The organism is Candidatus Hydrogenosomobacter endosymbioticus (assembly GCF_021654655.1).
Taxonomy (GTDB): domain Bacteria; phylum Pseudomonadota; class Alphaproteobacteria; order Holosporales; family GW7; genus Hydrogenosomobacter; species Hydrogenosomobacter endosymbioticus.
In genome coordinates this window covers 663543-688274 of the sequence record NZ_AP025225.1, presented here as the reverse complement: position 1 = coordinate 688274, position 24732 = coordinate 663543, and the positions used below count along the sequence as shown (strand labels likewise).

Annotated in this window: 26 protein-coding genes; 7 read left to right on the top strand and 19 right to left on the bottom strand. The window is 40.0% G+C overall.

Annotation, left to right across the window (positions count from 1 at the left end; translation table 11 throughout):
- Positions 1-298: 298 nt before the first annotated feature.
- The 5 genes from HYD_RS03190 to HYD_RS03170 all read right to left on the bottom strand — a co-directional run bounded on the left by HYD_RS03190 (position 299) and on the right by HYD_RS03170 (position 3419).
- Positions 299-655 (bottom strand): YraN family protein, encoded by a 357-nt coding sequence (locus tag HYD_RS03190; protein ID WP_236864856.1) that lies wholly within the window; start codon positions 653-655, stop codon positions 299-301.
- Between the two features lie 51 nt (positions 656-706).
- Entirely contained in the window at positions 707-1684 is a 978-nt protein-coding gene (locus tag HYD_RS03185; RefSeq protein ID WP_236864854.1) for a pyruvate dehydrogenase complex E1 component subunit beta, read from the bottom strand.
- 127 nt (positions 1685-1811) lie between these two features.
- Positions 1812-2390: a BON domain-containing protein gene (locus HYD_RS03180; RefSeq protein WP_236864852.1), complete on the bottom strand. Its 579-nt coding sequence runs from the start codon at positions 2388-2390 to the stop codon at positions 1812-1814.
- 30 nt (positions 2391-2420) lie between these two features.
- Positions 2421-2690 carry an RNA chaperone Hfq gene (gene hfq, locus HYD_RS03175; protein ID WP_236864850.1) on the bottom strand — a complete coding sequence of 90 codons (270 nt, stop codon included), beginning with the start codon at positions 2688-2690 and terminating at the stop codon, positions 2421-2423.
- Between the two features lie 36 nt (positions 2691-2726).
- A complete protein-coding gene (locus HYD_RS03170; RefSeq protein ID WP_236864848.1) occupies positions 2727-3419 on the bottom strand; it encodes an HAD family hydrolase in 693 nt (230 codons plus the stop codon).
- Positions 3420-3506: 87 nt separating this feature from the next.
- Between HYD_RS03170 and HYD_RS03165 the strand changes: the two genes are divergently transcribed.
- Positions 3507-4097 carry a sugar transferase gene (locus tag HYD_RS03165; RefSeq protein ID WP_236864846.1) on the top strand — a complete coding sequence of 197 codons (591 nt, stop codon included), beginning with the start codon at positions 3507-3509 and terminating at the stop codon, positions 4095-4097.
- A 30-nt stretch (positions 4098-4127) separates the two neighbouring features.
- Here the strand turns inward: HYD_RS03165 and HYD_RS03160 are convergent, their stop codons facing one another.
- The 3 genes from HYD_RS03160 to HYD_RS03150 all read right to left on the bottom strand — a co-directional run bounded on the left by HYD_RS03160 (position 4128) and on the right by HYD_RS03150 (position 6842).
- Positions 4128-4715, bottom strand: coding sequence for a YqaA family protein (locus HYD_RS03160; protein WP_236864844.1), 588 nt, complete (start codon positions 4713-4715; stop codon positions 4128-4130).
- 146 nt (positions 4716-4861) lie between these two features.
- Positions 4862-5374, bottom strand: a complete 513-nt coding sequence (locus tag HYD_RS03155) for a DUF3576 domain-containing protein (protein WP_236864843.1) — start codon at positions 5372-5374, stop codon at positions 4862-4864.
- Positions 5367-6842: a leucyl aminopeptidase gene (locus HYD_RS03150; protein ID WP_236864842.1), complete on the bottom strand. Its 1476-nt coding sequence runs from the start codon at positions 6840-6842 to the stop codon at positions 5367-5369. Before HYD_RS03150 ends, HYD_RS03155 begins: the two co-directional genes overlap by 8 nt.
- A gap of 372 nt (positions 6843-7214) precedes the next feature.
- On the opposite strand from HYD_RS03150, the gene HYD_RS03145 reads away from it, so the two are divergent.
- The 3 genes from HYD_RS03145 (at position 7215) to HYD_RS03135 (ending at position 9165) form a co-directional block, all read left to right on the top strand.
- Positions 7215-7931 (top strand): hypothetical protein, encoded by a 717-nt coding sequence (locus HYD_RS03145; RefSeq protein WP_236864841.1) that lies wholly within the window; start codon positions 7215-7217, stop codon positions 7929-7931.
- A gap of 156 nt (positions 7932-8087) precedes the next feature.
- Positions 8088-8732, top strand: coding sequence for an endonuclease III (nth, locus tag HYD_RS03140; protein WP_236864840.1), 645 nt, complete (start codon positions 8088-8090; stop codon positions 8730-8732).
- Between the two features lie 112 nt (positions 8733-8844).
- Positions 8845-9165 (top strand): hypothetical protein, encoded by a 321-nt coding sequence (locus tag HYD_RS03135; RefSeq protein ID WP_236864839.1) that lies wholly within the window; start codon positions 8845-8847, stop codon positions 9163-9165.
- Between the two features lie 155 nt (positions 9166-9320).
- Here the strand turns inward: HYD_RS03135 and HYD_RS03130 are convergent, their stop codons facing one another.
- The 7 genes from HYD_RS03130 to HYD_RS03100 are packed head-to-tail and all read right to left on the bottom strand — an operon-like array spanning position 9321 to position 16346.
- Complete coding sequence (locus tag HYD_RS03130) at positions 9321-10175, bottom strand: DMT family transporter (protein ID WP_236864838.1); 855 nt, start codon at positions 10173-10175, stop codon at positions 9321-9323.
- Between the two features lie 57 nt (positions 10176-10232).
- Positions 10233-10811 carry a winged helix-turn-helix domain-containing protein gene (locus tag HYD_RS03125; protein WP_236864837.1) on the bottom strand — a complete coding sequence of 193 codons (579 nt, stop codon included), beginning with the start codon at positions 10809-10811 and terminating at the stop codon, positions 10233-10235.
- 3 nt (positions 10812-10814) lie between these two features.
- Complete coding sequence (locus HYD_RS03120) at positions 10815-11534, bottom strand: HIT domain-containing protein (RefSeq protein ID WP_236864836.1); 720 nt, start codon at positions 11532-11534, stop codon at positions 10815-10817.
- A gap of 56 nt (positions 11535-11590) precedes the next feature.
- A complete protein-coding gene (locus tag HYD_RS03115) occupies positions 11591-12379 on the bottom strand; it encodes a ParA family protein (protein ID WP_236864834.1) in 789 nt (262 codons plus the stop codon).
- Positions 12380-12408: 29 nt separating this feature from the next.
- Positions 12409-13677: an O-antigen ligase family protein gene (locus HYD_RS03110; RefSeq protein ID WP_236864832.1), complete on the bottom strand. Its 1269-nt coding sequence runs from the start codon at positions 13675-13677 to the stop codon at positions 12409-12411.
- Positions 13655-14941, bottom strand: a complete 1287-nt coding sequence (locus HYD_RS03105) for a hypothetical protein (RefSeq protein WP_236864830.1) — start codon at positions 14939-14941, stop codon at positions 13655-13657. Before HYD_RS03105 ends, HYD_RS03110 begins: the two co-directional genes overlap by 23 nt.
- Positions 14942-14960: 19 nt before the next feature.
- Entirely contained in the window at positions 14961-16346 is a 1386-nt protein-coding gene (locus HYD_RS03100) for a nucleotide sugar dehydrogenase (RefSeq protein WP_236864828.1), read from the bottom strand.
- A gap of 67 nt (positions 16347-16413) precedes the next feature.
- On the opposite strand from HYD_RS03100, the gene HYD_RS03095 reads away from it, so the two are divergent.
- Complete coding sequence (locus tag HYD_RS03095; RefSeq protein ID WP_336511898.1) at positions 16414-17190, top strand: biotin--[acetyl-CoA-carboxylase] ligase; 777 nt, start codon at positions 16414-16416, stop codon at positions 17188-17190.
- 36 nt (positions 17191-17226) lie between these two features.
- Here HYD_RS03095 and HYD_RS03090 read toward each other — a convergent pair whose 3' ends face one another.
- The 4 genes from HYD_RS03090 to secG all read right to left on the bottom strand — a co-directional run bounded on the left by HYD_RS03090 (position 17227) and on the right by secG (position 20544).
- Entirely contained in the window at positions 17227-17586 is a 360-nt protein-coding gene (locus HYD_RS03090) for a ribosome-binding factor A (RefSeq protein ID WP_236864826.1), read from the bottom strand.
- A gap of 122 nt (positions 17587-17708) precedes the next feature.
- Positions 17709-18242: an ATP-dependent protease subunit HslV gene (gene hslV / locus HYD_RS03085; RefSeq protein ID WP_236865815.1), complete on the bottom strand. Its 534-nt coding sequence runs from the start codon at positions 18240-18242 to the stop codon at positions 17709-17711.
- Between the two features lie 195 nt (positions 18243-18437).
- The gene (locus tag HYD_RS03080; RefSeq protein ID WP_236864825.1) at positions 18438-20135 is read right to left on the bottom strand and encodes a CTP synthase; all 1698 of its coding nucleotides are present in this window, start codon (positions 20133-20135) and stop codon (positions 18438-18440) included.
- 37 nt (positions 20136-20172) lie between these two features.
- A complete protein-coding gene (secG, locus tag HYD_RS03075) occupies positions 20173-20544 on the bottom strand; it encodes a preprotein translocase subunit SecG (RefSeq protein WP_236864824.1) in 372 nt (123 codons plus the stop codon).
- Positions 20545-20843: 299 nt separating this feature from the next.
- Between secG and HYD_RS03070 the strand changes: the two genes are divergently transcribed.
- Positions 20844-22652 carry a polysaccharide biosynthesis protein gene (locus HYD_RS03070; RefSeq protein ID WP_236864823.1) on the top strand — a complete coding sequence of 603 codons (1809 nt, stop codon included), beginning with the start codon at positions 20844-20846 and terminating at the stop codon, positions 22650-22652.
- A gap of 289 nt (positions 22653-22941) precedes the next feature.
- Positions 22942-24723 (top strand): ABC transporter ATP-binding protein, encoded by a 1782-nt coding sequence (locus tag HYD_RS03065; RefSeq protein WP_236864822.1) that lies wholly within the window; start codon positions 22942-22944, stop codon positions 24721-24723.
- The last annotated feature ends 9 nt before the right edge of the window (positions 24724-24732 follow it).

The window sequence follows — 24732 nt, the reverse complement described above, 5'->3', positions numbered from 1 at the left end:
GTGTTTGCCGCGGATCTTAGCTGCAGCCGAATAGATATACAAAAATTAATGCATAAAAAGCCACTACACCAAAACAGCCATAAATTGCTAAAAATATCAATTTATTAATTTACCCACGAACAACTCTAAATTTCGAAATCCAGCGCCTCTTTCCGTACGGTTATTTCAACAAAAAAACTCAAAGCAAAGATTCCAGCCATAGCTGCGAGAGCTACCTATGAAATATATCTCCACAGAAAGCCAAAATCATTAATCCTATGTCAAACAACTAGTAAAAACAAACACAATTAAAATTTATTTAATCACAAAAATCCATTGAAATATTTTTTATATGATTTATGTTGCCATCAGAAGACATACAAACAAGATCAAATCTTATCTCTGAACATTCTACGTCAGAACTACCTGTAAAAATCGCTGCCGCATCAGCAATCCTGTTAAATTGAGTTCTTGACAAAGCCTCTGCTGCATCGGCCATTTTTTTCCTCTTTTTAACCTCAACAAACACTATAGCGTCTTTATCTTTCATAACCAGGTCTATCTCTCCTGCCTTGGTTTTATATCTCCGCTGTAAGACACCGTACCCACGCCGCTCAAGAAATTCACAAGCAAGCCTTTCGCCTTCGACTCCAGTTCTATACGACATTCCAGCCATTTCGGTTTTTCAACGATAAATAAATATCATGTTAACATATATTAATACAAATTAGAATAGAGAAAGCACCCTTTTTACAATTAACTCTACACTTGGGATAGCTGCCGCTTCCAAAGGTTTAGAATATGGCATCGGGACATCTGCTCCGGAAATTCTTATAGGATGAGAATCTAGTTCATCAAACCCGTGTTCATTAATCACCGAAACTATCTCTGCTCCAACTCCATATGGAGCCCACCCCTCTTCAACAGAAACAAACCGATGGGTTTTCCTAAGAGACGATATTACTCCATTTATATCTATAGGTCTAAGAGAAACTAAGTCTATAACCTCTGCATCAATCCCATGTTCGTTATGCAAAATTTCGGCAGCTTTCAAACACCTATCAACAGATACCGAAAAAGATATAACTGAAACATCTCTTCCAACTCTGCGAACAACACTTTTATCCAGCGCTATGCTCTCTCCCGCCTCATCGTCAATATCAAAACTTCTCCCATACATAATTTCACTTTCAAGAAATACAACTGGGTTTGAGTCTTTTATAGCAGCTTTCAACAGATACTTCGCGCTCATAGAATCATACGGAGAAACAACTTTAAGCCCAGGACAATGGGCAAACCAACTTGCAAAGCACTGCGAATGCTGCGCTCCAACTTGTACTGCCGTTCCGTTTAATCCACGAAACACTATCGGACAGCTTACAGATCCGCCGGACATATACAAAGTCTTAGCTGCAGAATTAATGATATGATCTATTGCTTGCATAGCAAAATTAAAGCTCATAAACTCAACTATCGGGCGCAATCCCCTGAACGCAGCTCCAACAGACACACCTGTGAAGCCATATTCAGATATCGGCGTATCGATTACCCTTCGAGGGCCAAATTCTGCAAGCATTCCTTTGCTTACTTTATACGCACCGTCATAATTGGCAACTTCTTCTCCAAGCAAAAACACCCTATCGTCTGCGCGCATTTCCTCTGCCATTGCCTCTCTAAGAGCCTCTCGTACGGTTATATTACGCATAACTACCCCAAAACCTTTAATCGATCAGACGAAGTATAACATTTAACAACTTTTAAACAAAAGGACCTCGGCGGTCCGTGATATATATACACGGCCGCAAGACGCAAAGACACTTATACAGAAAAAATTAAAAATCCACATAACTAATAACCTTTCTTATTGGAAGTGACTCTGCGTGCCCAACAACGCAGTTAAACTCTTCTTTATTTTGCGCAGACCCAAGTATGTATGCAACGCGATCTATTACCTTGACGTGATAGTTATGAGACAAAATACGCATATCCGCGAACAACAACCCACGCAACTTACACGTAAGCCACGTATCGTTTGCATAATCGCCCATATTTTCGTCACCTATCCGCATAGCATCTATAACGCGCTTAACTCCAGAAACCTTTCTTGCCACGTCAACAGCTCCAGATCTGATCTTGTCGCTCTGGACAATCCCCATAAGAATCACGTTACCGCCATACACTATAAGCTCAACCTGCGCTGCGGCATCACTCAATCCGCTCTTTATCCACGCCGCGTTGATAGCAACCCGTATTCTATTATCTCTGACGGCCCCGACAACCCCACGCTCTTGCGACGGGCTAAGAACAAAATGCCATGTCTCGCATCCAGAAAGCACCGCTGACGCAAGAATCGCAAAAAAAACCAGAGGAAACCTTCTAATCCCAAACATCCAGTCAACTATGCGAAACATGACAAAAACCCCTATTTAATGTCAAAAACATCACGCATCAACCTCATCTCTCGAGGTCTTTTCGGAACCACCATCTTCCGGAACGTCATACATAGAAAACGGCGCTTCAGGAGATATCGTTGATATAGCGTGCTTATATATGAACTGAATAGAACCGTCCCTTTTCAGCAAAACAGAAAAATTGTCAAACCATGTTATTATCCCAGACAATTTTACTCCGTTGATTAAAAAGACTGTAACGTTAACTTTTTTCTTGCGCACGCCATTCAGAAAAGCATCCTGTAGCACATTTTTTTCCATAACTTCCTCCAAAAGAACGCCAGCAACGCGCGAACACTACCCAATGGCCGCGCCTTTTTCTGTGCCATTATACAGCGATGAAAGCAATTTTGCCAGCTCCATACATCCATTTAACTCTACAACAGGATGTCCTTCTATTCTTGCTTCCTTAGAAATAGAAACCGGAACGCACAAAGCGCGCTGTGCACACATCATGTCTATATGTGAATCTCCGACAAACCACACGTCATGCCCAGCAGAAATATTCTCTCTAGAAAGCGCTGTCAAAAGCGGCACAGGAGACGGCTTATCCTCCTCGGCATCTCTCGAGCCAATTACCTGGCCAAAAAATTTTGACCACCCAAGATGCTCTACCTCTTTGCGCAAAACAACCCCATCTTTATTGCTAACAACCCCAGCAAATATCCCCTTGCTCATCAACCATTGAAGAAGATTATAAGTTCCCGGAAACGGACTAAGCGAATTTAAATGCTGCTCACGCACAAAGGAATAATACATAAATTCGGCTCTTTCCGCTTCCTCCTTCGAAAACATTTTCGCAAAGTAATCGCGCATAGAAACTGACGGCTGCTTTACAAACTCATCAGCTGTTATCGTTTTTAACTTATACTGTTCCAGAACAAAGTTTAATGCTGAATACGAACTCCTCCATGTATCAACCAGAGTGTTATCCCAATCAAACAAAACAGCCCTAGGAACAATCCTAGGATATGGACTTGGTATAGGCATAAAAATAAATTTACAAACGTGTATTGCAATATTATACTCACAATCCTGAAACCTCTCAACGCTTAACAACGATAATTCGTGATTTACATGCGATATTTTAAAAGAATTCTAGACATTATATTCGGAAGCGTCTTTTTGATTTTGTTTTCTCCAATAATTTTATTAATATGCATAACAAATTTTTTATTTTTAGGCCGACCGTTGTTCTTTTTACAAGAAAGAATAGGCTATGCAGAAAAACCTTTTTTCATAATAAAATTCAGGTCGATGAGAATCCCGGAATCAAGCAACAGCGACGCACAGAGGCTTTCTTCATACGGGAAATTTATAAGAAAGCACAGCTTAGATGAAATAGTAACAATAATAAATGTTATAAAAGGAGACATGAGCCTAGTAGGTCCTCGCCCACTGCTTCCAGAATATTTGCCTTTGTACACAAAAAGACAAAAAATAAGACATTCTGTTAAGCCTGGTCTTACGGGAATGACTCAGGTTATGGGTAGAAACTCTCTAAAATGGACAAGAAAATTTGCGTACGATGTGTGGTATACGCACAATGCTTCTTTCTTGCTAGATATGTATATAATCGCGAAAACAGTCTCTGTTGTTGTTCTAGCTAGCGGGACTTCGCATAAAGGACACGCTACTATGCCGAAATTCGGAGAAAAAAACAGCTAAAAGACCTGACTACCCATCCCAATGTTGTCTCTATAAAAATACCTTCAAAACCATAAAGCCAGCTACTATCAAAAATGCAAAAGTCGCCATAACAAGTCCTCCGCGTTTATGAATCAGACCGAGCATCTTTTCCCCATATTTCCAGCACATAAACGATGCACCTACAAACCTTATACCTCTCGAAACGACCGAAGCCAATATAAACGACCATATATCAAATTTCATAACTCCGCACGCAATAGCAACAACTTTGTATGGTATCGGTGTAAGCCCCTTCATCAGGATTATCCAAAACCCATACTCCATAAATTGCTCCTGAAACCTTACGAACTGCGCGCGGCAGTTATATAAATCAAGTATCCAAAGACCGAGAGAATCGTAAAGCTGCATCCCTATCGCATATCCAACTATTCCTCCAAGCACAGAAACCACAGTACACACATATGCCAACATCCATATCTTATCTCTTCTGTGAAGAACAACAGCAAAATACAAAGGATCGGGCGGGATAGGGAAAATCCAACTTTCTAGAAACACCACAGCTATAAGGGCCGATATAGCATTCTGGCTAGACGCAAGCTGAGTAACATTCAACCGCCTCAATCCTATGCTTTTCATATAAAATAACGTAATCTGTTTGCTATAATTTACCAAAACATCACTACTTTGCCAACAGTCCTAACAAGCGACCTTTCTCAAGCAAAAATATTAATCCGTTGCCTCTAGCAACCTCTGTAAGAAAACGCCTGCAATGCTTCCGTTCCTCACTTGCGACAAAAAGAGCACAAAATTTTGTCCCTTATCAGCTTGCCCAACGCCTTTGAGTCCGGACAAGCACGCCAAGACTTGCTGCATCCATCCCAAATCCTGCGCAACACTATAACGTCGACCGCTTTAAGGTCTATTTTTTCAGACTTTCTAAGCAACACTTTTACCTTGAACTGCTCTCCAATAGCCTCGCTAGGCCCATACCATTCGCTCTCTATAATTCCACCTCGAGAATCTGCTACGACAAGAGGAATACGAGACATAACGCCAACCGCGGCCCTCCACAACTCAACATCAACCGCGCACCCTTTATCATCTCCATACAACACTATGGGTTTGTTGTCGAACAAATACCCAACATCCCTATATTTAACGTCTATCAGATCATATCTGATGACTTCGTATGGATCGCTCCCAGCCTTATTAGCGTACTTCTCTGAGCAACCGCAAGAAAGCGCCGCGGCAACTATAAAGACACCTAACTTTTTATATAAATTTTTATTACACATTTGCCATTTTCTCCACAGCCTCACATAAAAGCTGAAGTCCAAACGCCGTCGCACCTCTTTCACATAGAATATTTGAAGAGTCGGCAAAGTCGACAGAAGCTATGTCTATATGGGCCCACGACGAACAGTCTGGAATAAACCTCCTCAAAAACATAGCAGCAGTTATGGTTCCAGCTCCAACCCCATCGCTGGTTATATTTTTCACATCGGCTATATGGCTGTCTAGCTCTTTCTCATATTCGTCTACGATCGGCAATCGACAAACTCTCTCCCCCACAATTTTGCCAGACTTATCAAGCACACCGGCCAGTTCATCGTCATTCGATATAAGAGCCGCCATCGATTTACCAACCGCAATTCTAGCCGCACCAGTGAGAGTAGCAATGTCTATGATGTGCTTTGGGTTAAGCCCTTGCACGTAATATAAGGCGTCAGCAAGTATTATGCGCCCCTCTGCGTCTGTATTCAGCACTTCTATGGTTTTTCCTGAAAGAGAGCGAATAATATCACCAGGCCTTTGCGCGCGTCCAGAAACCATATTTTCCGCAAGAGCAACTGCGCCAACAGCATTTATAGAAATTTTTGCAGCAGCCAAAAACCCCATAAGAGCGGCAACTATAGCAGCGCCGCTCATATCAGCCTTCATATGATCCATGTTTCTAGACGGTTTTATAGATATACCGCCGCTATCAAAAGTAACTCCCTTACCTACAAAAGCAACTGGCGCCTCTTTTTTGTCTTTCGCGCCGTTCCATTTCATCACAACAAATCTTGGAGGGCGCTCGCTTCCCTGTCCGACTCCGATAATTCCGCCAAACCCCATATCAACAAGCATTTTTTCGCCCATAACTTCAACATCAACTCCAAGCGGAACCAGCTTATCTGATATTTCGGCAGCAAAAGATTCTGGATAGAGCACGTTTGCAGGCTCGTTGCACATCGCGCGCGCCCATCTGACGGCGTCAGCAATTTTTTCGAATTTGAAAAAATCTTTTTCATCTTCGACAGGAGATAAAGTAACAATATCAAGCAATCTGCACGACCACTCGCAGCTTTTTCCATCTGATTTTTTTATTTTGTATTTATCGAACTTATGACTGCGCAATAAATAACCAAAAGCAATGCTATTTGCGCTCTCGCCGATAAATTTAGCATCAGCAGCAATAGAAATATTAAACATCCCCATATCTTCACATACAACGCACATCCTAGCGCCTATCTCCGAAGCATCTCTCCTTGACAAAACCTCTTGTCTTGCTCCCAACCCCACTATAATTACCTTTGCGCCGTTCCCATCTCGCACATCTAAAAAACACGCCTTCCCAAAAGGAACCGAAAAGCTCTCAACCGCTCTTTTAACGCTTTTAAACAGATGAAATTCCTCCGACGAAGTCAAGCTCCCATCACTAAAAGCACCGATAACTATGGGAACGCCAACTTCATGCCGGCTTTTAAAACGCACCTTCATTATCTCTTACTCCACAAAATCATACTGTAGAGTGTTTACACATGTTGAACAAAAGTCAACAGAATCTGTTCAAACGCAAATAATGCGCCGTAAAAACATTACCCATCCAAACGCATAACATGCTCAAGCAGCGAAACTCAATGCTAAAAATCATATATACTTTTTTAGCTTTTTTTTAAAAGCGTATTCCTAAAGCATTTTTCATTTTATTAACACACAATCAAAAATTTTTTATTGCTTCGTTCGAACAATTTTAATTTTGTTTTTTTGTGTATTTCGATTAATGACATATCAATTTATTTGTCGAAATTGATTTTTTATCTAATAACTCGTAAGCTAGCACAACTGTAAGGCACCACACAGGAATGAAATATGAAAAAAACAAAAGCTCACGCGCTCACCGCTATAACAATGGCGTTTCTATTTGCAGAAGCCGCAGATAAAGCATCTGCAGAAAAACATAAGCAACAAAGTAAGTTAACCCAAAAATTTCTTATAAAAAAGTACAAAAAAGCACATAAAAACTGCCTGCTTCTTCGCAAGAATACAAAAAAATCACCAATAGTAAAACGCAAAAACAATAAATCACAAACGCTAAGACTAGGAAGAAAAAAGCAAACAAAACAAGACCAGCCTTCAGAAAAATCCTACTCAAAGAAAAAAACCTCAATTCAATCGAGCGCTCATGTACCAATGACGTCTACGCCGCTAACAATAACTCAACAAAGCCTCAACAACGCTAATGGAGAGAAAGAATCAAATACAAAAATCCTGTCAAAAGGATTCAAAATCATGAACTCCTTACTGGCCGAATTGAGTAAAAAGGTGGAACAGGACGACTATAATGAGTCGCTAGTATCAGAAGAATACCTGAAAATGGCGACGAACTTTTTAACCCTTGAGCAAATCTTTCGCCGTGTAGAAAATGACGAAATAGAACAAGTCCATCTTGGCAAAGACGTCAAAGGAGGAATGTATGATGAAATTTGTGAGCTAGAAGAAAAAGCTTTGCTAGAGCTGGAAAGCATACGCGAAGCAGCTAAAGCGAAAGGCACCAACCTGCCAGACATAGCAGACTTCTCAAACTAATCTATAAATATAAAAAATAATGACACTATACTTATCGAGGCGCGCCCATCAACGCGCCTTTTTTCTGAAGTTTTCCAAAATGCAATTACTTGGTATGGTATAAATCCGAAAATCGCGGCTTTTATTAATCTAGCAATGCAAAACAGACTTTTGAGTATGGCAGAAATTAGAAAAGTGTTTGAATATTTTGAAAACAAATATCCAGATCCGAAAACTACCTTATACTATACAAATGCTTTTACCCTGCTTATAAGCGCCATCCTCTCTGCGCAGGCAATGGATCGGGTTGTAAATACAGTCGTACCAGGCCTGTTCGAAATCGCAGACTCCCCAGAAAAAATGCTCACGCTCGGAGAACAAAGACTAATCGAGCACATCAGAAAAATAGGCCTCTATAGAACAAAAGCAAAAAACATAGCGCTCTTAAGCAGCATTCTTATAGAAAAATTTTCTTCTATTGTTCCAGATACTATAGATGAGCTAATTTCTCTCCCTGGAGTAGGAAGAAAAACAGCCAACATAGTCTTGAATGAATTTTTTGGCCAGCCAACAATACCGGTAGATACCCACGTCTTTAGGGTGGCTCAAAGAATAGGCATTGCAAGAGCAAAAACTCCAGAACAACTCGAAAAAGAACTCCTCAATAAAATCCCCAATCCCTGGAAAAAAAATTCGCATTTCTGGATTGTGCTTCATGGAAGAGAGGTGTGTACAGCTCGAAACCCAAACTGTTCTATCTGCAAACTAAAGAGGGTCTGCGCCTCGATCAGAACGCAGAATAATTACAAAAGGAACTCATAAAAAATACGTCTCCAATCAAGTCAAAACCTTTGATCGATTACCAGCATGCAAATGCTTCTTTAACTATTTTATGACACAATTAAGCAAGATCATGAAAAAATAGGAGCAAAATATGAAAAACATCTATAAGACCGTCGCATGCCTAGTATGTGTCGCGATAGTCCTCGGGGGAGGCTGCCACAAAGAATCTGATAAAAAAGACGCAGCTGTAAAAATTTCTGAAAATAAGGACAAAGACTCTGCAGGATTAGCGGACACATCAGATTCTTCAAAAGAAAACAATAAGGGAGAAGGAGATGCCAAGGGAGAAGGAGAGGCAGCTCAGAAAGATGAAGAAAAAAAAGGCGATGAAAAAGCAAAAGGCGATGAAAAAGCCGCTTTAACACTTGAACAATTGTTTAAAGGAATCGAAGAAAAGAGCAAAACAGTATAACCCGTATCAACTTACCTATTGCCACCTGACTAGCTTCAGAAAAAAATCAGCAAAATAAAGCGGCGGAGCCACCTCCGTCGCCTTTGCTAAATGTCACCTCCGAACCACGTAATCCGAAAATCCAACCAATACTTTACAGGAATACCGCCGTCGCACTACGCTCGAGCTCGCTCGACACTCCTATCAAAAACAATAAGAAGCACCGTAGCAAATACTATAAAAGACGCCCCTATAAAGGTATTCTGAGACAATTTTTCACCAAAATACACCCATCCAAGAAATAACACCATGCAAAATCTCAAGTACTCAAACGGCGCCAAAAATGATGCTTGCTCAAACTGAAGAGCGTTTATATAGCAAAACTGAAGAGCAGAACCGCAGGCTCCTATTATAATGTAATGATAGACATCAGAGGTTTCTGGCGCTTTCCAATTGAACGCGCATATAGCGCTGTATATCGCAAAAGAAATAACAGAACTGTAAAACAAAGTAGTAAGAGATTTTTCTCCGTTTTTTGCAAGGATACGAGCAAGAACAACATACGACGCTACAAATATATTCGACATGACGGCAACCACTATATATGGGTCCAGAGCGACACTTTTAGGGTTACATATCACAAGTATCCCAATATATCCAATAACAACCGCTCCCCATCTTTTTAGCGAGATCTTTTCACGCAAAAATATCGCTGCCATAACAAGAACAAATAAAGGACAGCTTGTGTTAATCGTCCCAGCCGTTGGCATTGGCAATTTTTTGAAAGAAAAATATGTACACATAGCCGCACATGCAACGAACACACCTCTCGCCAGCTGGATTGCCGGGCACTTCGTCTTAAAGACGCTAACACGCTCCTTAACCAAAAACGGAATCATAAACAGCATTCCAAAAGCAGCCCGCATCCACACTATCATCCACACAGATGCATCCTTGCTCGTAGATTTATTGTGCAACATAGCTATGCTAAAAAACGAAGCCCAAAGCACCATCCATATTGAAGCCTTCATCTTCCCACTAGATATTGAGAGCATCTTTATCTCCTATCGCAAAAATTCCCAGCCACATTATTTAATCACTTCATTCAAACAATAACCACCTCTATCGAACATTAGTATTTTTGGGTTTTTTGGATCACGCTCTATTTTCTGTTTAATCTGGTAGACGTGCGATTCCAACGTTCTCGTATCACAAAGATCGTTATATCTCCAAACCCCCCTCATTATATCACTTTTTGACGCCTTACAACATGGAGAATTTAACAGAAACAAAATAAACTCCGCCTCTTTTTCAGTTAAAAAAACTTCACAACTATCGATAAAATCAAAAAAAAGACGTTTATTCGGATCAAAAACATAATTACGGACAAAAAAAAGCCTGCTATGCAATATTTGAACAATGGTCTTCAATATTCGCTTTATTTTTATTGGCCGAGCAATGTGCAAACTACATACAGGAGAAATAATTTCAATATTTTGATTAACGCACTTAACAATCGCAACTGTATTTTTAAGCCGATCTCTTAAAAATATTTCCGAGATATTCTCTAAAACCCTTATATCAAAACAAATATTAATGAGACGCAGTTGTTCAATTAAGATACTAGAAAAAATGTCATTATCGCTATACAAATTTATAAAATACATTTTCTAATCTCTGCCCAACATATTTCCAACACACGCATTGTAAAATATCTTAAGACAAAACCTTTTTTTGTTGTCATAAAAGTTAGTGGAGCCGCCGATAACAAGCCTAGATCCTCCAGCCTCTATGTTAAGCTCTCCACATTTAGACGCCATATCCCTAAGCATGCGGTTAATTTTTTCAAAATCCCTAGAAGCGCACCAGTCAAAAAATGTCCGCCGAGCCGGGGATAAAAGCACACACATGACGCGAAGACCCTGCTCATATTCGCCATCTAGTATGATAAAATCTTCCAAGCTCAAGATTTTCTTCGACCGCGCAAAATAATTTCTCGATAATTCGTAAGGGATTAACTTTTTTTCACAAAACTGATCGCCGATTTCAGGTGTTTTTTGTTTTATCCCCCCTATCAAATGTATGTGAAAATGCAAAACTTCTTGTTTTCCGAACTTTCCTTGATTAGAAATTGCAGCGCAATCACTAAATCTTTCCTTTCTGACGCAAGCAAGCAAATCCAATAAATCTGCCACCTCTTCAATTGATGCGCGCTCAAAAAAATCGATATAATTTATGTATGGGCCTGATGGGATAACAAGAACGTGCTCTGGAGCTTGCGGAGAAATATCTTTAAAAGCTACCGCATATTTTTGTTCTTTAAGAAAATCGCAAGCAATTTCTTTCTTCAATATTTTATCAAATACATTACCAAATTCATATTTTCTCATCTCTCCCGCCTCCGCTATCTTCAAATCTCAGTTATAAAAAACCAAATTCAACTTTCCTAGACCAACGTTTCTCCCTGCTTTATTAGAAACTCTCTCGCAAATTCAATATATGCTTTAGCTCCGGGCGCTCTTCTATCGTATATTATCGCAGGCTTACCGTGTGACGATGCTTCTGAAATTTTTACATTTCTTGGGATTACAGATAAAAACACATCCTCCCCTAGCATAGATCTAACTTCTTTCTCCACCTGCTGATTCAAAAGATTTCTCCCGTCATACATAGTTAACAAAATTCCAGCCACATAGACTTTCGAATTAAAAACTTTCTGTGTTTTTTTTATCGTATTCAAAAGCCGGCTCAACCCATCAAGCGCGAAAAATTCGCACTGCACCGGAATAATGACGCACGTAGAAGCTATAAGAGCATTCAAGCTCAAAAGCCCTAACGACGGCGGGCAGTCTATGATTATGTAATCATACAAAGTTGTTACTTTTTTTAGCGCATAAGCCAACTGACTTTCTCTATTTTCGAGCGGAACAAGCTCTATTTCCGCCCCAGCTAAATCCGACGCCGAGCACAGTATGTCTAAGTTTGCAATAAAACACGGAACTAAGACAGATTTTATGTCCACCAAGCGCAAAATTACGTGATATACATTCTGATCCCCTTTTTGCACCTTCAAACCAAACCCCATAGACGCGTTTCCTTGCGGGTCTAGGTCAACCAAAAGGACCTTTTTGTTAACAATTGCCAATGCTGTAGCAAGGTTAACTGCCGTAGACGTTTTCCCTACGCCTCCTTTTTGATTCAAAATCCCCACAACTATAGCGCTATTTTTTTTCACTTTCATATCCTAATTCCCAGCAACCGCCTTTACAAAACACCATTTGAACATTTGAATGTTTCACGTGAAACATCGCTCTTCAAAGAGCAAAACGCGTATTTTTTCATTATCAACAAAGTTCCTATATAGCAAAACAACCATGGCTGCCATATATTGAGAAATGACTGCACCATTACCATAAAATACAAAAAGATTGCAAGATCAAACCCGTTTTGTATAATAGAATTTCCTCGAACAATCCTGTCTAAATATAAATAAGCTGCGCAGGAACTTAACGCAGCCCCGACAAACCCAAACTCTACCCAAATCTGCAGGGCAGCATTGTGCATAAACAACGGAGAAAATCCATGATACTCGGGGATTATCATATTCGCTGCCACCCACCGCTCTTGGCCAATCCCCATACCGAAAAATATAGCTTCTTTTAACTGAGCAACAACTTCGTCCCAGATCAAAAACCGCTCATACAAAGTGTGAAGCACTTTGTGAACTTCATCGTTTCTATTAAAGCTGCTTAATGTTGCAGATTTTATATATTTCAAAACAAATGGCAATAGCAAAACATATGATGACACTATAAGCTTGGCGCAAAAAGCAACAGGCCTGCTATATTTTACGTACAATACAAACGCCGTTATAGACAGCGCAAAGGCTATGAACATCGAGTATGAACTAGTTAAACAGCTTATCAAAGCCATTATTGCGCAAATTATCCAAAATGACACCATTTTTCTTTGATTATATAACAAAGCCAACGCAAGAACCATAAACGGGAAAATTTTTATAAAAATCATTTTATAAAAAAATTTTATGCTAGATATTTGCCTAAACTTTACAAAAACATCAAACCTAAAAACAAAAACAACAATTGTAACTAAACATCCGGCCAACACAAGAACAGTAGCCAGCTCAATCTTTTTAAAAAATTTCTCGCAATTACAAATTTCAGTTTTTTGTTGGAAATATATCAAAAGCACAATAGCCCAAACAATAATCACAGAGTATATAATTGGCTTTTTCGAAACTATATATTCTGCGCCCACCGCACTTCTTACCAACAAATACGCCATCAAAAAGTTAAACACAAGCAAGGCCTTTGAGCCATTTTCAGTTCCAAAAAATTTTTTCTCACCGCGCAGCTTAGGAAGCTTATACCAAATAAAAACTGATAACGCAGCAAAGCAAACCACTATACACGCCCTGGAAAAAAAGAAAAAAGCCATCAGTCCTAAAAAAATTCCCGTCCAAAAAACTTTGTCTAAAGATATATTTGTTTTAAATTGTTTCACGTGAAACATCTGCATCCCCTATTGCTTTGCGCATAAAAGCCACTATTCCTAAAAAGCACACCCAATGCACACTTTCTATCGCTTCATTCGACTGCCCCAACAAAAAATTAAAACATAAAATCCCGTACAAATAATATCTGTTTTGCGGACACTGTTTGCAGGCGTTCTTCAATAGCAAACTCAACAAAAAAACACAAATAATAACTCCGATAGCGCCAACGTTCATCCAAATATTAATCAGAAAATTATGCGGATGATTAGAAAAAAAATAATCCCCATGATGATTTGGAAATTTCCCAAGATTTTTAAAATAAAATACCGCGTCGCACAGCTGGTCCTTAGCGATAACTCCATCGCCAATCAAACCATTCTTTAATATTTTTGAAAAACAAAATTCCCAAATTAAAAGCCTACATCCAAAGCTCACCACGCGCCTATAAATCCAACAATTATAAAAGCTTTCCATCTTATCATGAAAAATAAAAAACCACTTTTTTGCCACAAATATTATCTTCGGCAATAACAAACAATATATAAAAATGCCGGCCCGGCTTATAGCGCATACAAACTTCGGAAAATTCTCGCAAGCATACGCCACTACAACGCTAACAAAAAACGCAACAAAGCTTGCCCCAGAAGAAAAGCCATAATTTATAACGGCAACAAAAATCATAAAACAAAAAACTAATTTAAATCTTCTTGACTGAAGAGCAAAAGCTAGAGATAAAAATACAAAATATGTATACATCGATGCCATCTGTTTAAAAATGTATTGAAAATTACATTTCGTAAAAGCGCCATACCTGTCAGGACTATATAGAGACGCCATTTTCAAAAACAACTCTATGTAAAATTGCTTTGACACCATAATCACCGACAATAAAACAGAAATCAAAATTGTAAATACAAACAAAAAATTCTTATTAAAAACAAATTTCTGTTCTATGTTTTCATTAAATTGCAAAAAAAGTGTACACACGCAAAGCCACAAGAGCAACAACCTTGCGGCCTCTACTGCATTCCCAGCAACGCACACGTAATAATCAAAATTTCTAACTAATATCCATAAAAAAAACAAATTAATTAGAAAAAAAATACGCCATTGCTTTTTTATAAACAAAACATTTTCATGCAAAAACCCGCTTCTCAGATTCGTAATTAAAAACAACACAAGAAAAAACGGCAGAGACAGAGATCTAAAGACAAAAATAGGGCAAAAAACCGACGCCCCAACAAGCCCGACCGTTAATAACTCCCTTCTATACGACTTCATAAAGGAGACCTTTCCACCGCTATGCTCTTACAATATTTTTAGCGCTCACATTTTTATACACGTTTTTCGAATCAACTATCAGTTTTGAATTATTCAAAATCATTCTATAATCGACACCGTCATGCGGCGTACAAATAAGAACGGCATCCTGAGACCGCAAATAATTTTCGCTCAATTCAACAGACCTGACCCCATTTAAAGACAAGCTTTCTTCTGCATCGTCAATGCGCTCTATAAAAGGATCGTAATAATTAACTATCGCCCCTCTATCGTTAAGTTTTTTAAATATGTTGAGAGCCGGACTCTCCCTGAAGTCATTCACGTTTGCCTTATACGCAACACCAACAACCAAAATCCTAGAGCCCCGCAATCCTTTACCAAACATCCAGTCCAGTCCATAGGCGACCCTTCCTACAACAAAATTCTCAACATCCTCATTAAGTTGAATTGCAGCATCTATAAACAAAGATCTCATACCAGAAGACTTAATCTTCCAATTAAGAAACACAGGATCCACTGGGATACAATGCCCGCCAATCCCGGAACCTGGATAGAATGGCATATACCCAAACGGCTTGGTAGAAGCCGCTTCAATAACTTCCCATACATCAACTCCCAACTTTTGAAATATCATTTTCATTTCGTTCACAAGGCTGATATTCACAAACCTAAAAATATTTTCCATCAACTTGACAGATTCCGCCGTCTCCCAAGAAGAAACTTTGATAACGCTAGGAACGACAGAACCATAAAGGGAAGCCGCTAACTCAAGAGATTCTCTATCTGCTGCTCCAACCACTTTTGGTATCGAATTTGTATGAAACTCTTTATTTCCCGGATCCTCTCTTTCGGGGCAATATGCCATGAAATAATCTTTTCCCACCTCTCCCATAGATTTTCTCAAAATTGGCTCTGCTATTTGTCTCATTGTCCCTGGATATGTAGTCGACTCCAATATAACAAGCTTGGTTCCGGAACCATAAGCAGCGTTAGCAATTTCATTCATAGCCGCCAGCACATATCTCATGTCAGGATCTCTGTTTTGAGTAAGCGGCGTCGGAACACAAATAATCACAACATCCGAAGAAAATATAGCCTGCTCAAAATCGCAGCTAACAAAAAACCTAGAGCTGTCCAGCATGCACTCTACTTCACAGTTTTTTACGCTCGATATATATGACTTCTTGCAAACAAGCGAGTTTACTTTGGACGAGTCTGGATCCACACCAAAAACATGGTACCCGCTTTCACACAAAGCCTTAGCAAGAGGCAGGCCAACATAACCAAGCCCCATCACGCAAATCCTAGCCGTTTTATTTTTCAGCATCTCAAAAAGCGATAAATACCCAGAATCACCAATAAAACCACCGCAACCAGCTCTCTCTGCCAACAAATTCGCACCCATTTTTCTAAAAATATAAACATGATAGCATGTATCTCTTATATGTAATTTCTCAGTTAAAGGCAATCCCTTGTTGAAAGACAACGCCTACTTCAAATGCCACTGCGGCCAATCAGTCTGTATAGAAAGGTTTCTCTGCTGCACATCCACTCAGGATATGGCAAAAGTGATATTGTCCAGAAAAAATACTTTTTTAAATATCTTGCTTTTGATAAGCGAAAACCAAGTTTATGGTCAAAGTAGAAAGGGGTTTGATTGGCTTTCTCCGCCAGGAGCTATGAGCGGCACATACATAATTAGCTATCCATCACAAGCGTCTAGTATGGTGAGATTTTCTTCAATGACGGCTGCGCTCTCTGTTGCTGAAATGCTCGGGTCAATAGGAATTTCTTCAAAAATAAAATGGGAAAATGACGTATTCGTAGACGAATGCAAAATCTCTGGGATACTGTCTGAAGAAGTAAAAAATAGCAGAGACAATTCGTATGTTTTGGTTGGAATAGGCATAAACTGCAATATAGACACAAACATAACCGGGTTCGAAAATTATAGCTCTATATTATCTAAAACAGGGAAAAAGCTTGAAATGAAGGTATTATGGGAAACTCTATCAAGCAGAATATTGGTAAATTTCGGCGAACTGTTTAGCAGTGGGTTCGAAGGTATATGTGAGAGAATAAATAAAGCGTTACTTTGGAGAGGCAGGAGCGCCTCGTTTTCATCCCATAAAAATGGGACAACAATAGGAATTTTAGTAAAGATTGACGAATTTGGCCGAGCTATACTTCGCGAAAACAACGGAAATGAGACTCCCTGTTCACACGGCTCCCTCAAACTGAATGCTTAGAGCAAAACGTATCAAAGCTCTACCAAACAATATGTTTCATGTCTCCTCACTATCGCCATAGCTTCTACCTATATGAAACGTAAGCTTTGGCAAAAATCGCAGAGCTATTTCCTTTTTCAACGCCCCCTGAACAACATGTCGCATTCCGTTAAGTTCATCTATTACTTTTTTCATATCTGGATCTTCAAAATTCATAGCGCGCACAAAAACTTTTGCAAAACGCAAGTCTTTGCTTGCTTTAACTTCTGTAACCATAAGAAGAGCGCCATCTAAAACTTTGCTCCACATAACACAACCAGGAAGGACTTTTGATATCTTCAAACGCAGTTCATTTTCGATCCTCTCCTTCCTGCAAAAAGACTCCTTTCCAAATTTCGAACTAGTAAATAACCTCATATAAGCAAAATGGCTTTGCCTCTTTTCAAGAATTGTAGCAGAAAATCTAACATCGGTATTAAAAACTTTTGAGGCGGCGTCCAGTTTTTAAAAAACCGCTAAAAGCAGATTAAAAACGGAATCTAGCATTTTATAGATTCAATAGAAAAATTGCTATTTGTATATATGCATATGTCCGAAGCTATTTTCATCGACCTCACAGCTATTTCTTCCGCAGTCATATGACTATCGATCAAAGCCTTAGCCGCTGCAAGCGCGTATGTTCCTCCAGAACCTATCCCAACAATACCATCTTCTGGCTCAAGAACATCTCCCGTTCCAGACAACAAAAGAGAATGTCTAGCGTCGACAACAACAATCATCGCTTCTAGTCTGCGAAGACTTTTGTCCATCCTCCACTCCTTAGAAAGCTCTACGCAGGCGCGCATAAGCTGAGAAGGATATTGCTCCAGCTTCATCTCAAGCCTTTCAAAAAGCGCAAATGCATCTGCGGTGGCGCCAGCAAACCCAGCAATAACAGCGCCATTAGCAATTTTTCTAACTTTTTTTGTGTTGCCCTTTACGACAATATGCCCCATAGAAACCTGGCCATCACCAGCAATCACAACATCTTTTCCTTTTCTTACAGATATTATAGTAGTCCCATGAAATTCCATTCTAAACAAATCAACCAACGCGCATTACACATTTTAGCATGAACAACGCCATCTATAAACCGACCGACCGAACATTCAAAAACACGCAAACGCAAGCTACTCTCGCACGCGTATCGATTTTTCATGCAACCGACATCCCAACAGAGATTCGATTAGCAACTCTAAATGTTGAACCTTACGCAGCAGCGCAATCAGTCAGCGTGTACGAACGCAATTAAGCACTTCTGCATAATTTTTTGCGCCAACTTTACATGCGCAAAACTCGCATGCAGCGTCAACAAAAGATATAAACAACGGATGCGCGGCAAAAGGTCGAGACTTAAATTCCGGATGAAATTGCACAGCCAGAAACCAAGGATGGTCTTCTCTTTCTATAATCTCTACAAGCTCGCCGTCTACAGACAGACCAGAAAACACAACCCCGGCCTCTTCGAGCTTTTTCCTATAGTTGTTGTTTACTTCGTACCTATGCCTGTGTCTCTCTGATATTAAACAAGAATTATACGCTCTGTTAGCAAGAGAGCCCTCCTTTATAGCGCAAGAAAAAGCTCCGAGCCGCATAGTTCCGCCCATATTAAGCCGCTCCATACATTTCTTCATTTTATCGTCAGACATCCACTCCTCAATCCTTGCCACCGCTAAATTTTTGCAAGATTCATCAAACTCAGACGAGTTAGCGTCGCTAACACCAGATATGTTTCGCAGAGCCTCTATCACAGCGAGCTGCAGCCCCAAACAAATTCCTAAAAATGGAACTTTGTTTTCCCTGGCAAATTTTATAGCGCGCAACTTTCCATCGACCGCCCTTTTTCCAAACCCCCCTGGTACAAGAATAGCATCCACTGAAGAAAGCATTTCTGCAGCAGTATTGTCGCTGTCAAATTTTTCACCATCAAAAAACTCAACGAGCACTTTCCTTTTCTTGAATATTCCAGAATGGCTCAGAGCTTCAAATACAGACCTATACGAGTCCATCCCCGAATACTTTCCAACAACACCGATTGTGACATTATCCATTGATTCACGTATGTTATTTGCTATATTTTCCCATTCACCCAAGTCTGCATCAGAACTACAGTTACCAAAGTGCCCACATACACGTGAGTCCAACCCTACTGCGTGGTATGTAAGAGGAATTTCATATATGTTTGATGCATTTTTCCCCTCTATCACATCATCTGGAGAAACATTGCAAAACAGGCTAAGCTTCTCCTTTATATCTCGAGTAAGCGGCATATCTCCTCTGCATACGAGTATATCTGGCTGAATGCCAGCTCTCTGCAGTTCTTTCACGGAATGCTGTGCAGGCTTTGTCTTCAATTCTTTCAAATTTTCAAGATAAACAATCCAAGCAAGATGAATAAACAGGCACCTATCTTCACCCACTTCATTACGAATCTGGCGGATAGCCTCTAAAAATGGCAGCCCTTCAATATCACCAACGGTTCCGCCTATTTCACATATGACAACATCAACGTCATCAGAGCCTTTCGCTATATGCTCTTTTATTTCGTCAGTAATATGTGGAATAACCTGAATCGTTTGCCCAAGATAATCTCCGCGACGCTCTTTACTTATAACGTTCATATACACGCGACCAGTAGTGATAACGCTATCTCTATTAGTGTCGATCCCAGAAAACCTCTCATAATGCCCTAAGTCAAGGTCTGTCTCCGCCCCGTCATTCGTAACGAACACCTCGCCGTGCTGCCCAGGCCTTATAGTTCCAGAATCTACATTTATATATGGGTCTAACTTTCGAAGCAAAACCCTAAGCCCCCTAGCTTTAAGCAACGCACCAAGAGAAGCGGAAAAAATCCCTTTTCCAACAGAAGATACAACCCCACCGGTCACAAAAACAAACCTAGCAGATTTCCCACTACACCTAGACATCCAATCTCCTAGCCAACAGAGCCCATATCAGACACCGTCACCTGACCTTTTGCTTTATCTCAAGGTTCCTACTGTCTTCCTTTTTCAGCTCATCTTTGGAAAAGACATGCTGGTTCTTAGCCGACAAAGCCAATAAAAAGTTCGTAGCCAGAAATATAGCTGCGAGAACAGACGTAGTTCTAGTGAGAAAATTCTTAGACCCGCGCGCAGAAAACATACTACCTCCAGAAGAAGAGGACAAACCAGCGCTCATACTTTCTGCCTTCTGCAAAAGTATAACCCCTATCATGGATAGCGTAACAATTATATGGAAAACCAACAACAAAAGGCGCATAGCAAAACTCTGCATCATGGACAGTGTCAATATAACATCGTTGTCTTTCGGTGTAAACCTAGCGCCTGAACTCATACTAAGAAATCAAGATACGAAAAACGTCAACTAGCGCTATTCGAAAAAGAGAGGTAGAATACGAAGGAAACGCAGATGAAGAAAGAGCCAGTTTTTCTTCGCAAATTTTCTGATGAAACAAGAAGTAGTTCATGCAACTGGGTTATGTAAAAGCATATAAGTGTGTCTCCATTCTCCGCGGTAATATATACAGGTTTATAAAACCGAGGCAGATAATATTTTTCATAGACTTTATAGTCGGTCTTGCTTGCCTATGTATGATCATTCTGCGATCTGGATTTGACGACATGTGCCCCACTATGTGCGCGATTTATGGGGTATTGTTTGCGGTCTCCTCGGCAATAGCGAAACAACACAGATTCATGTGGCGCTATGTATCTCTTAGAGATGTGATAAAAGTATTTAATGCGTGTCTAATAGCTGGCATAGGATTTCTTATATTTGCCGCAGCTCTTTTATATGACTATCAGGCTCTTGCAGTAAAAATATTTTTATTACACACATTTTCTCTGTGTTTCATGCGTGGAGCCTATCGGTATCTTTTTGAAACAATATACGAAAAAGCAAATATGCCAAAAGAAGCAAAAAACGTTATTTTGCTTGGCACAGGAGCAGAAACAGACTTATTTATCCGACAATGCGCCGTTAGTTCTGGCGAAAGCAAATATAGATATAGAATACATGGAATTATAAGCACAGAACCAGGTCATGATCTTCGCAATATACGTGGAGTAGAAATCCTCGGGAATGTAAAAGACATAGAAAACATATTGCGACGCATTTTTTGCGCTTCAGCTGCAACGCGAACAATAACCTCGCTTATAATAACGAATCCAAATTTTCGAGGCAGAAGAACTCAAGATGTTGTTCGCTCAGCAGTAGCTTTTGGAATTAATGTCGAACGAGCGTCAATACTATCTGTGTCTAATGTGATGGGAGAGGGGGCAAAAGAGCCGCGCGTCACCCCTGTAAACCTAGAAGACCTTATAGGTAGAAAAGAGATTGCGCTTGATATGAAAGAACTCGCCCAATGGATACGAGGCAAAAACGTATTAATCACCGGCGCTGGAGGAAGCATAGGGAGCGAGATTGCTCGTCAGATATCAGGCCTTTCCCCTAACCATGTATCCCTTGCAGACAACAGTGAGTTTTCGCTTTACACAATAGATCAAGAAATAGAAGACATCGCTCCGGCAGTTTCCCGCAGAATTTGCCTTATAGACATCCGAGACAGCATTAAGATGAAGGATTTAATAAAGCGCGAAAAGCCAGATATAGTGTTTCATGCTGCGGCCCTAAAACACATACACATAGTGGAGTCGCATCCAGCAGAAGCCATAGAAACAAACTTGATAGCAACATGCAAGCTGGCAGACATATGCGAAGAAACTGGCGTATCGACAGTGGTATTTATCTCCACTGATAAGGCAGTTTATCCGCAAAGCATACTAGGAATGACAAAACGCGTCGCCGAATTCTATTTTCAAGCAATAGATGGGCTCCATTCCAAATCAACACATGCACTTCCCAGCGTCACCAATAAAACCAGATTTATAAGCGTCAGATTCGGCAATGTGCTTGAATCTAATGGCTCCGTCATTCCATTGTTCAGAAAAAAAATACAAAATAAGCGTCCAATCACAGTTACCCATAAAGACGTAAAAAGATACTTCATGTCTATACAAGAAGCCGTCTCTTTAGTGCTCAAGTCTGGGCAAATAAGCTCTTCGGGAGATTACGGATTATCTAACGTATTCATATTGAACATGGGAGAGCAAGTTAGCATATTGTCGATAGCAGAAAATATGCTCCTTTTGTCTGGGTATATACCGAATGTCGACATCCCGATAGTGTTTTCTGGCCTACGCACAGGCGAACGCCTGCGCGAATATCTGTGGGAGGACGGAGACATCCTACACAAAACAAGCGAAGAAGACATTTTATTCGTTCAAGGCTGCAAATATGATTTTGAATACATTAAAAAAGCGCTAGTAAAAATAGAAAATTTTCTTTCATCTGGTGACACAGCCGGTGCCGTTGCTACCATGAACGAAATAGCATCAGCAACCACAGACGATTTAACAAAATCCGTACCTGTAGTTGCCTAGATACCTCTGAATTTTCTCTATAAATTGATTTAATGAATAATAATGAAAAATAGCATTCTTTTTGCAAAAATTTCAAATATATAAAATTCAACATAAGAACTGTTTAAAATTCTGCATAATTAGCGCTCTCCCGCTATGAATGCGAGATGTTCGTAAAGTAAAGTTGCTATATCATTGATTTATATCGTATCTCGCGCCGAAGACCACGATGGATATATGCGCTCTATCGATTTTACATGTATACTAAGCCTTATACTGCATTAGACGCGCATATCGCTGTTATTATCTAGTGGTAAAAAAGACTTGGACATTTATCGTTGATTGTGCAAAATTTACGAAATGGTGGCTGCTCGGACAGGCCGTTCTGTCATGCGTTTTTTCGCTTAATTTTTTAGTTGTCCCGTATTTTACTAAGCTAATAGTTGACAGCGCCAATCATATCGACAGAAAAGATGCCTATGATGTCCTCATCTTTCCGGTTGCGATGTGCATATCAGCCTCGATTGCTGTGGTTATACTATATAGGCTATACGACTATTTTTGGCTCAAGACAAACCCACCTTTGAAAAAGTACATAGGCGATAAGCTGTGCGCTCACATGATGCGCCACTCTCATCAGCTTTATCAAAACCACATGGCCGGTGACCTTGGAAACAAGATAAAGGATGTAATGAGCGGAGTTCCAGATCTGTTCAAAATTTGCATAGACAAATTCATGGGCAACATTCTTATGGTTGCATTTTTTTCAATGGCGATGTTCAGAATAAATGCAAGGTTTGCAGTTGCTCTTATTCTATGGGCGATCTTCTTTGTTCTGGCATCTGTTGCCTTTTCTAAAAAAGCAAGCCTACTCAGCAATAAATCTGCAGAAGCAAGGTCTATAGCTATTGGCAGCATAGTAGACGTATTCGGCAACATGATGAGCATCAGGCTATTTTCTAGAAGAAAGTATGAAAGTTCAAGGCTAGAGTCGGTTTTTTACAAATATGTCATCGCAGATCAAGCTCGCGATTGGTTTTTCATAAAAATGTTTGCATGCTTAGGGCTATCTTTTTCCGCGTATTACGGAATCAGCCTCGTATGGTTAGTTTACGGTTTCAGAGATGGAACTATAACAGCCGGAGATTTCGCGTTCATAGTAATGTCAAATTCGTCGATAATAGAGTGCTTGTGGTTTTTATCAAAAGACATAGGAACATTTGCCGATACTTGGGGGAACATTACTCATGGCCTACGAATAGCATTATCACCAATAGAAATCGTCGACCATGGAGTAGCTGCTACTCTTGTAGTGGGAAATGGAGAAATCGTTTTTGACGCAGTTCAGTTTCACTATAAAGGTGTTGCTCCTTTGTTTCATAACGAATCTGTAACAATTTCTCCCGGACAAAAAGTTGGTCTCGTTGGCTATTCTGGGAGCGGAAAAACAACGTTCGTAAATTTAATTTTAAGGTTATATGACGTATCTGCTGGAAGAATCCTAATCGATGGACAAGACATACGCTATGTATCGCAAGATTCTCTACGGTCGTCTATTGCAATAATTCCTCAAGACCCAATTATGTTTCATAGGTCCATAATCGAAAACATTCGATATGGCAATGTAAGCGCTAGCGACGACGACGTGTTTTCTGCAGCGCGCAAAGCACACGCCCATGAGTTTATTTCTAGAAATCCGGATGGGTATGGAGCTCTTGTCGGAGAACGCGGAGTCAAACTTTCTGGCGGACAAAGGCAACGAATAGCTATTGCGCGAGCAATTTTAAAAAATGCTCCAATCCTGATTCTCGATGAAGCTACATCGCAACTAGACTCTATAACAGAAGCTTATATCCAAGAATCTTTATGGGAACTTATGCAGGGGAAAACAACGATAGTAGTCGCCCATAGGCTGTCTACCCTTCTTCACATGGACCGCATACTAGTGTTTGATCGCGGTAAAGTGGTAGAAGACGGAAAACACCACGACTTAATACAACAAGAGGGGCTTTATAAAACACTTTGGGACACTCAAATAGGAGGCTTTTTGGCCAGTAGCGGTGAAGAAACCGACGGAGACTCCGTAAGCTAATCTGACTTG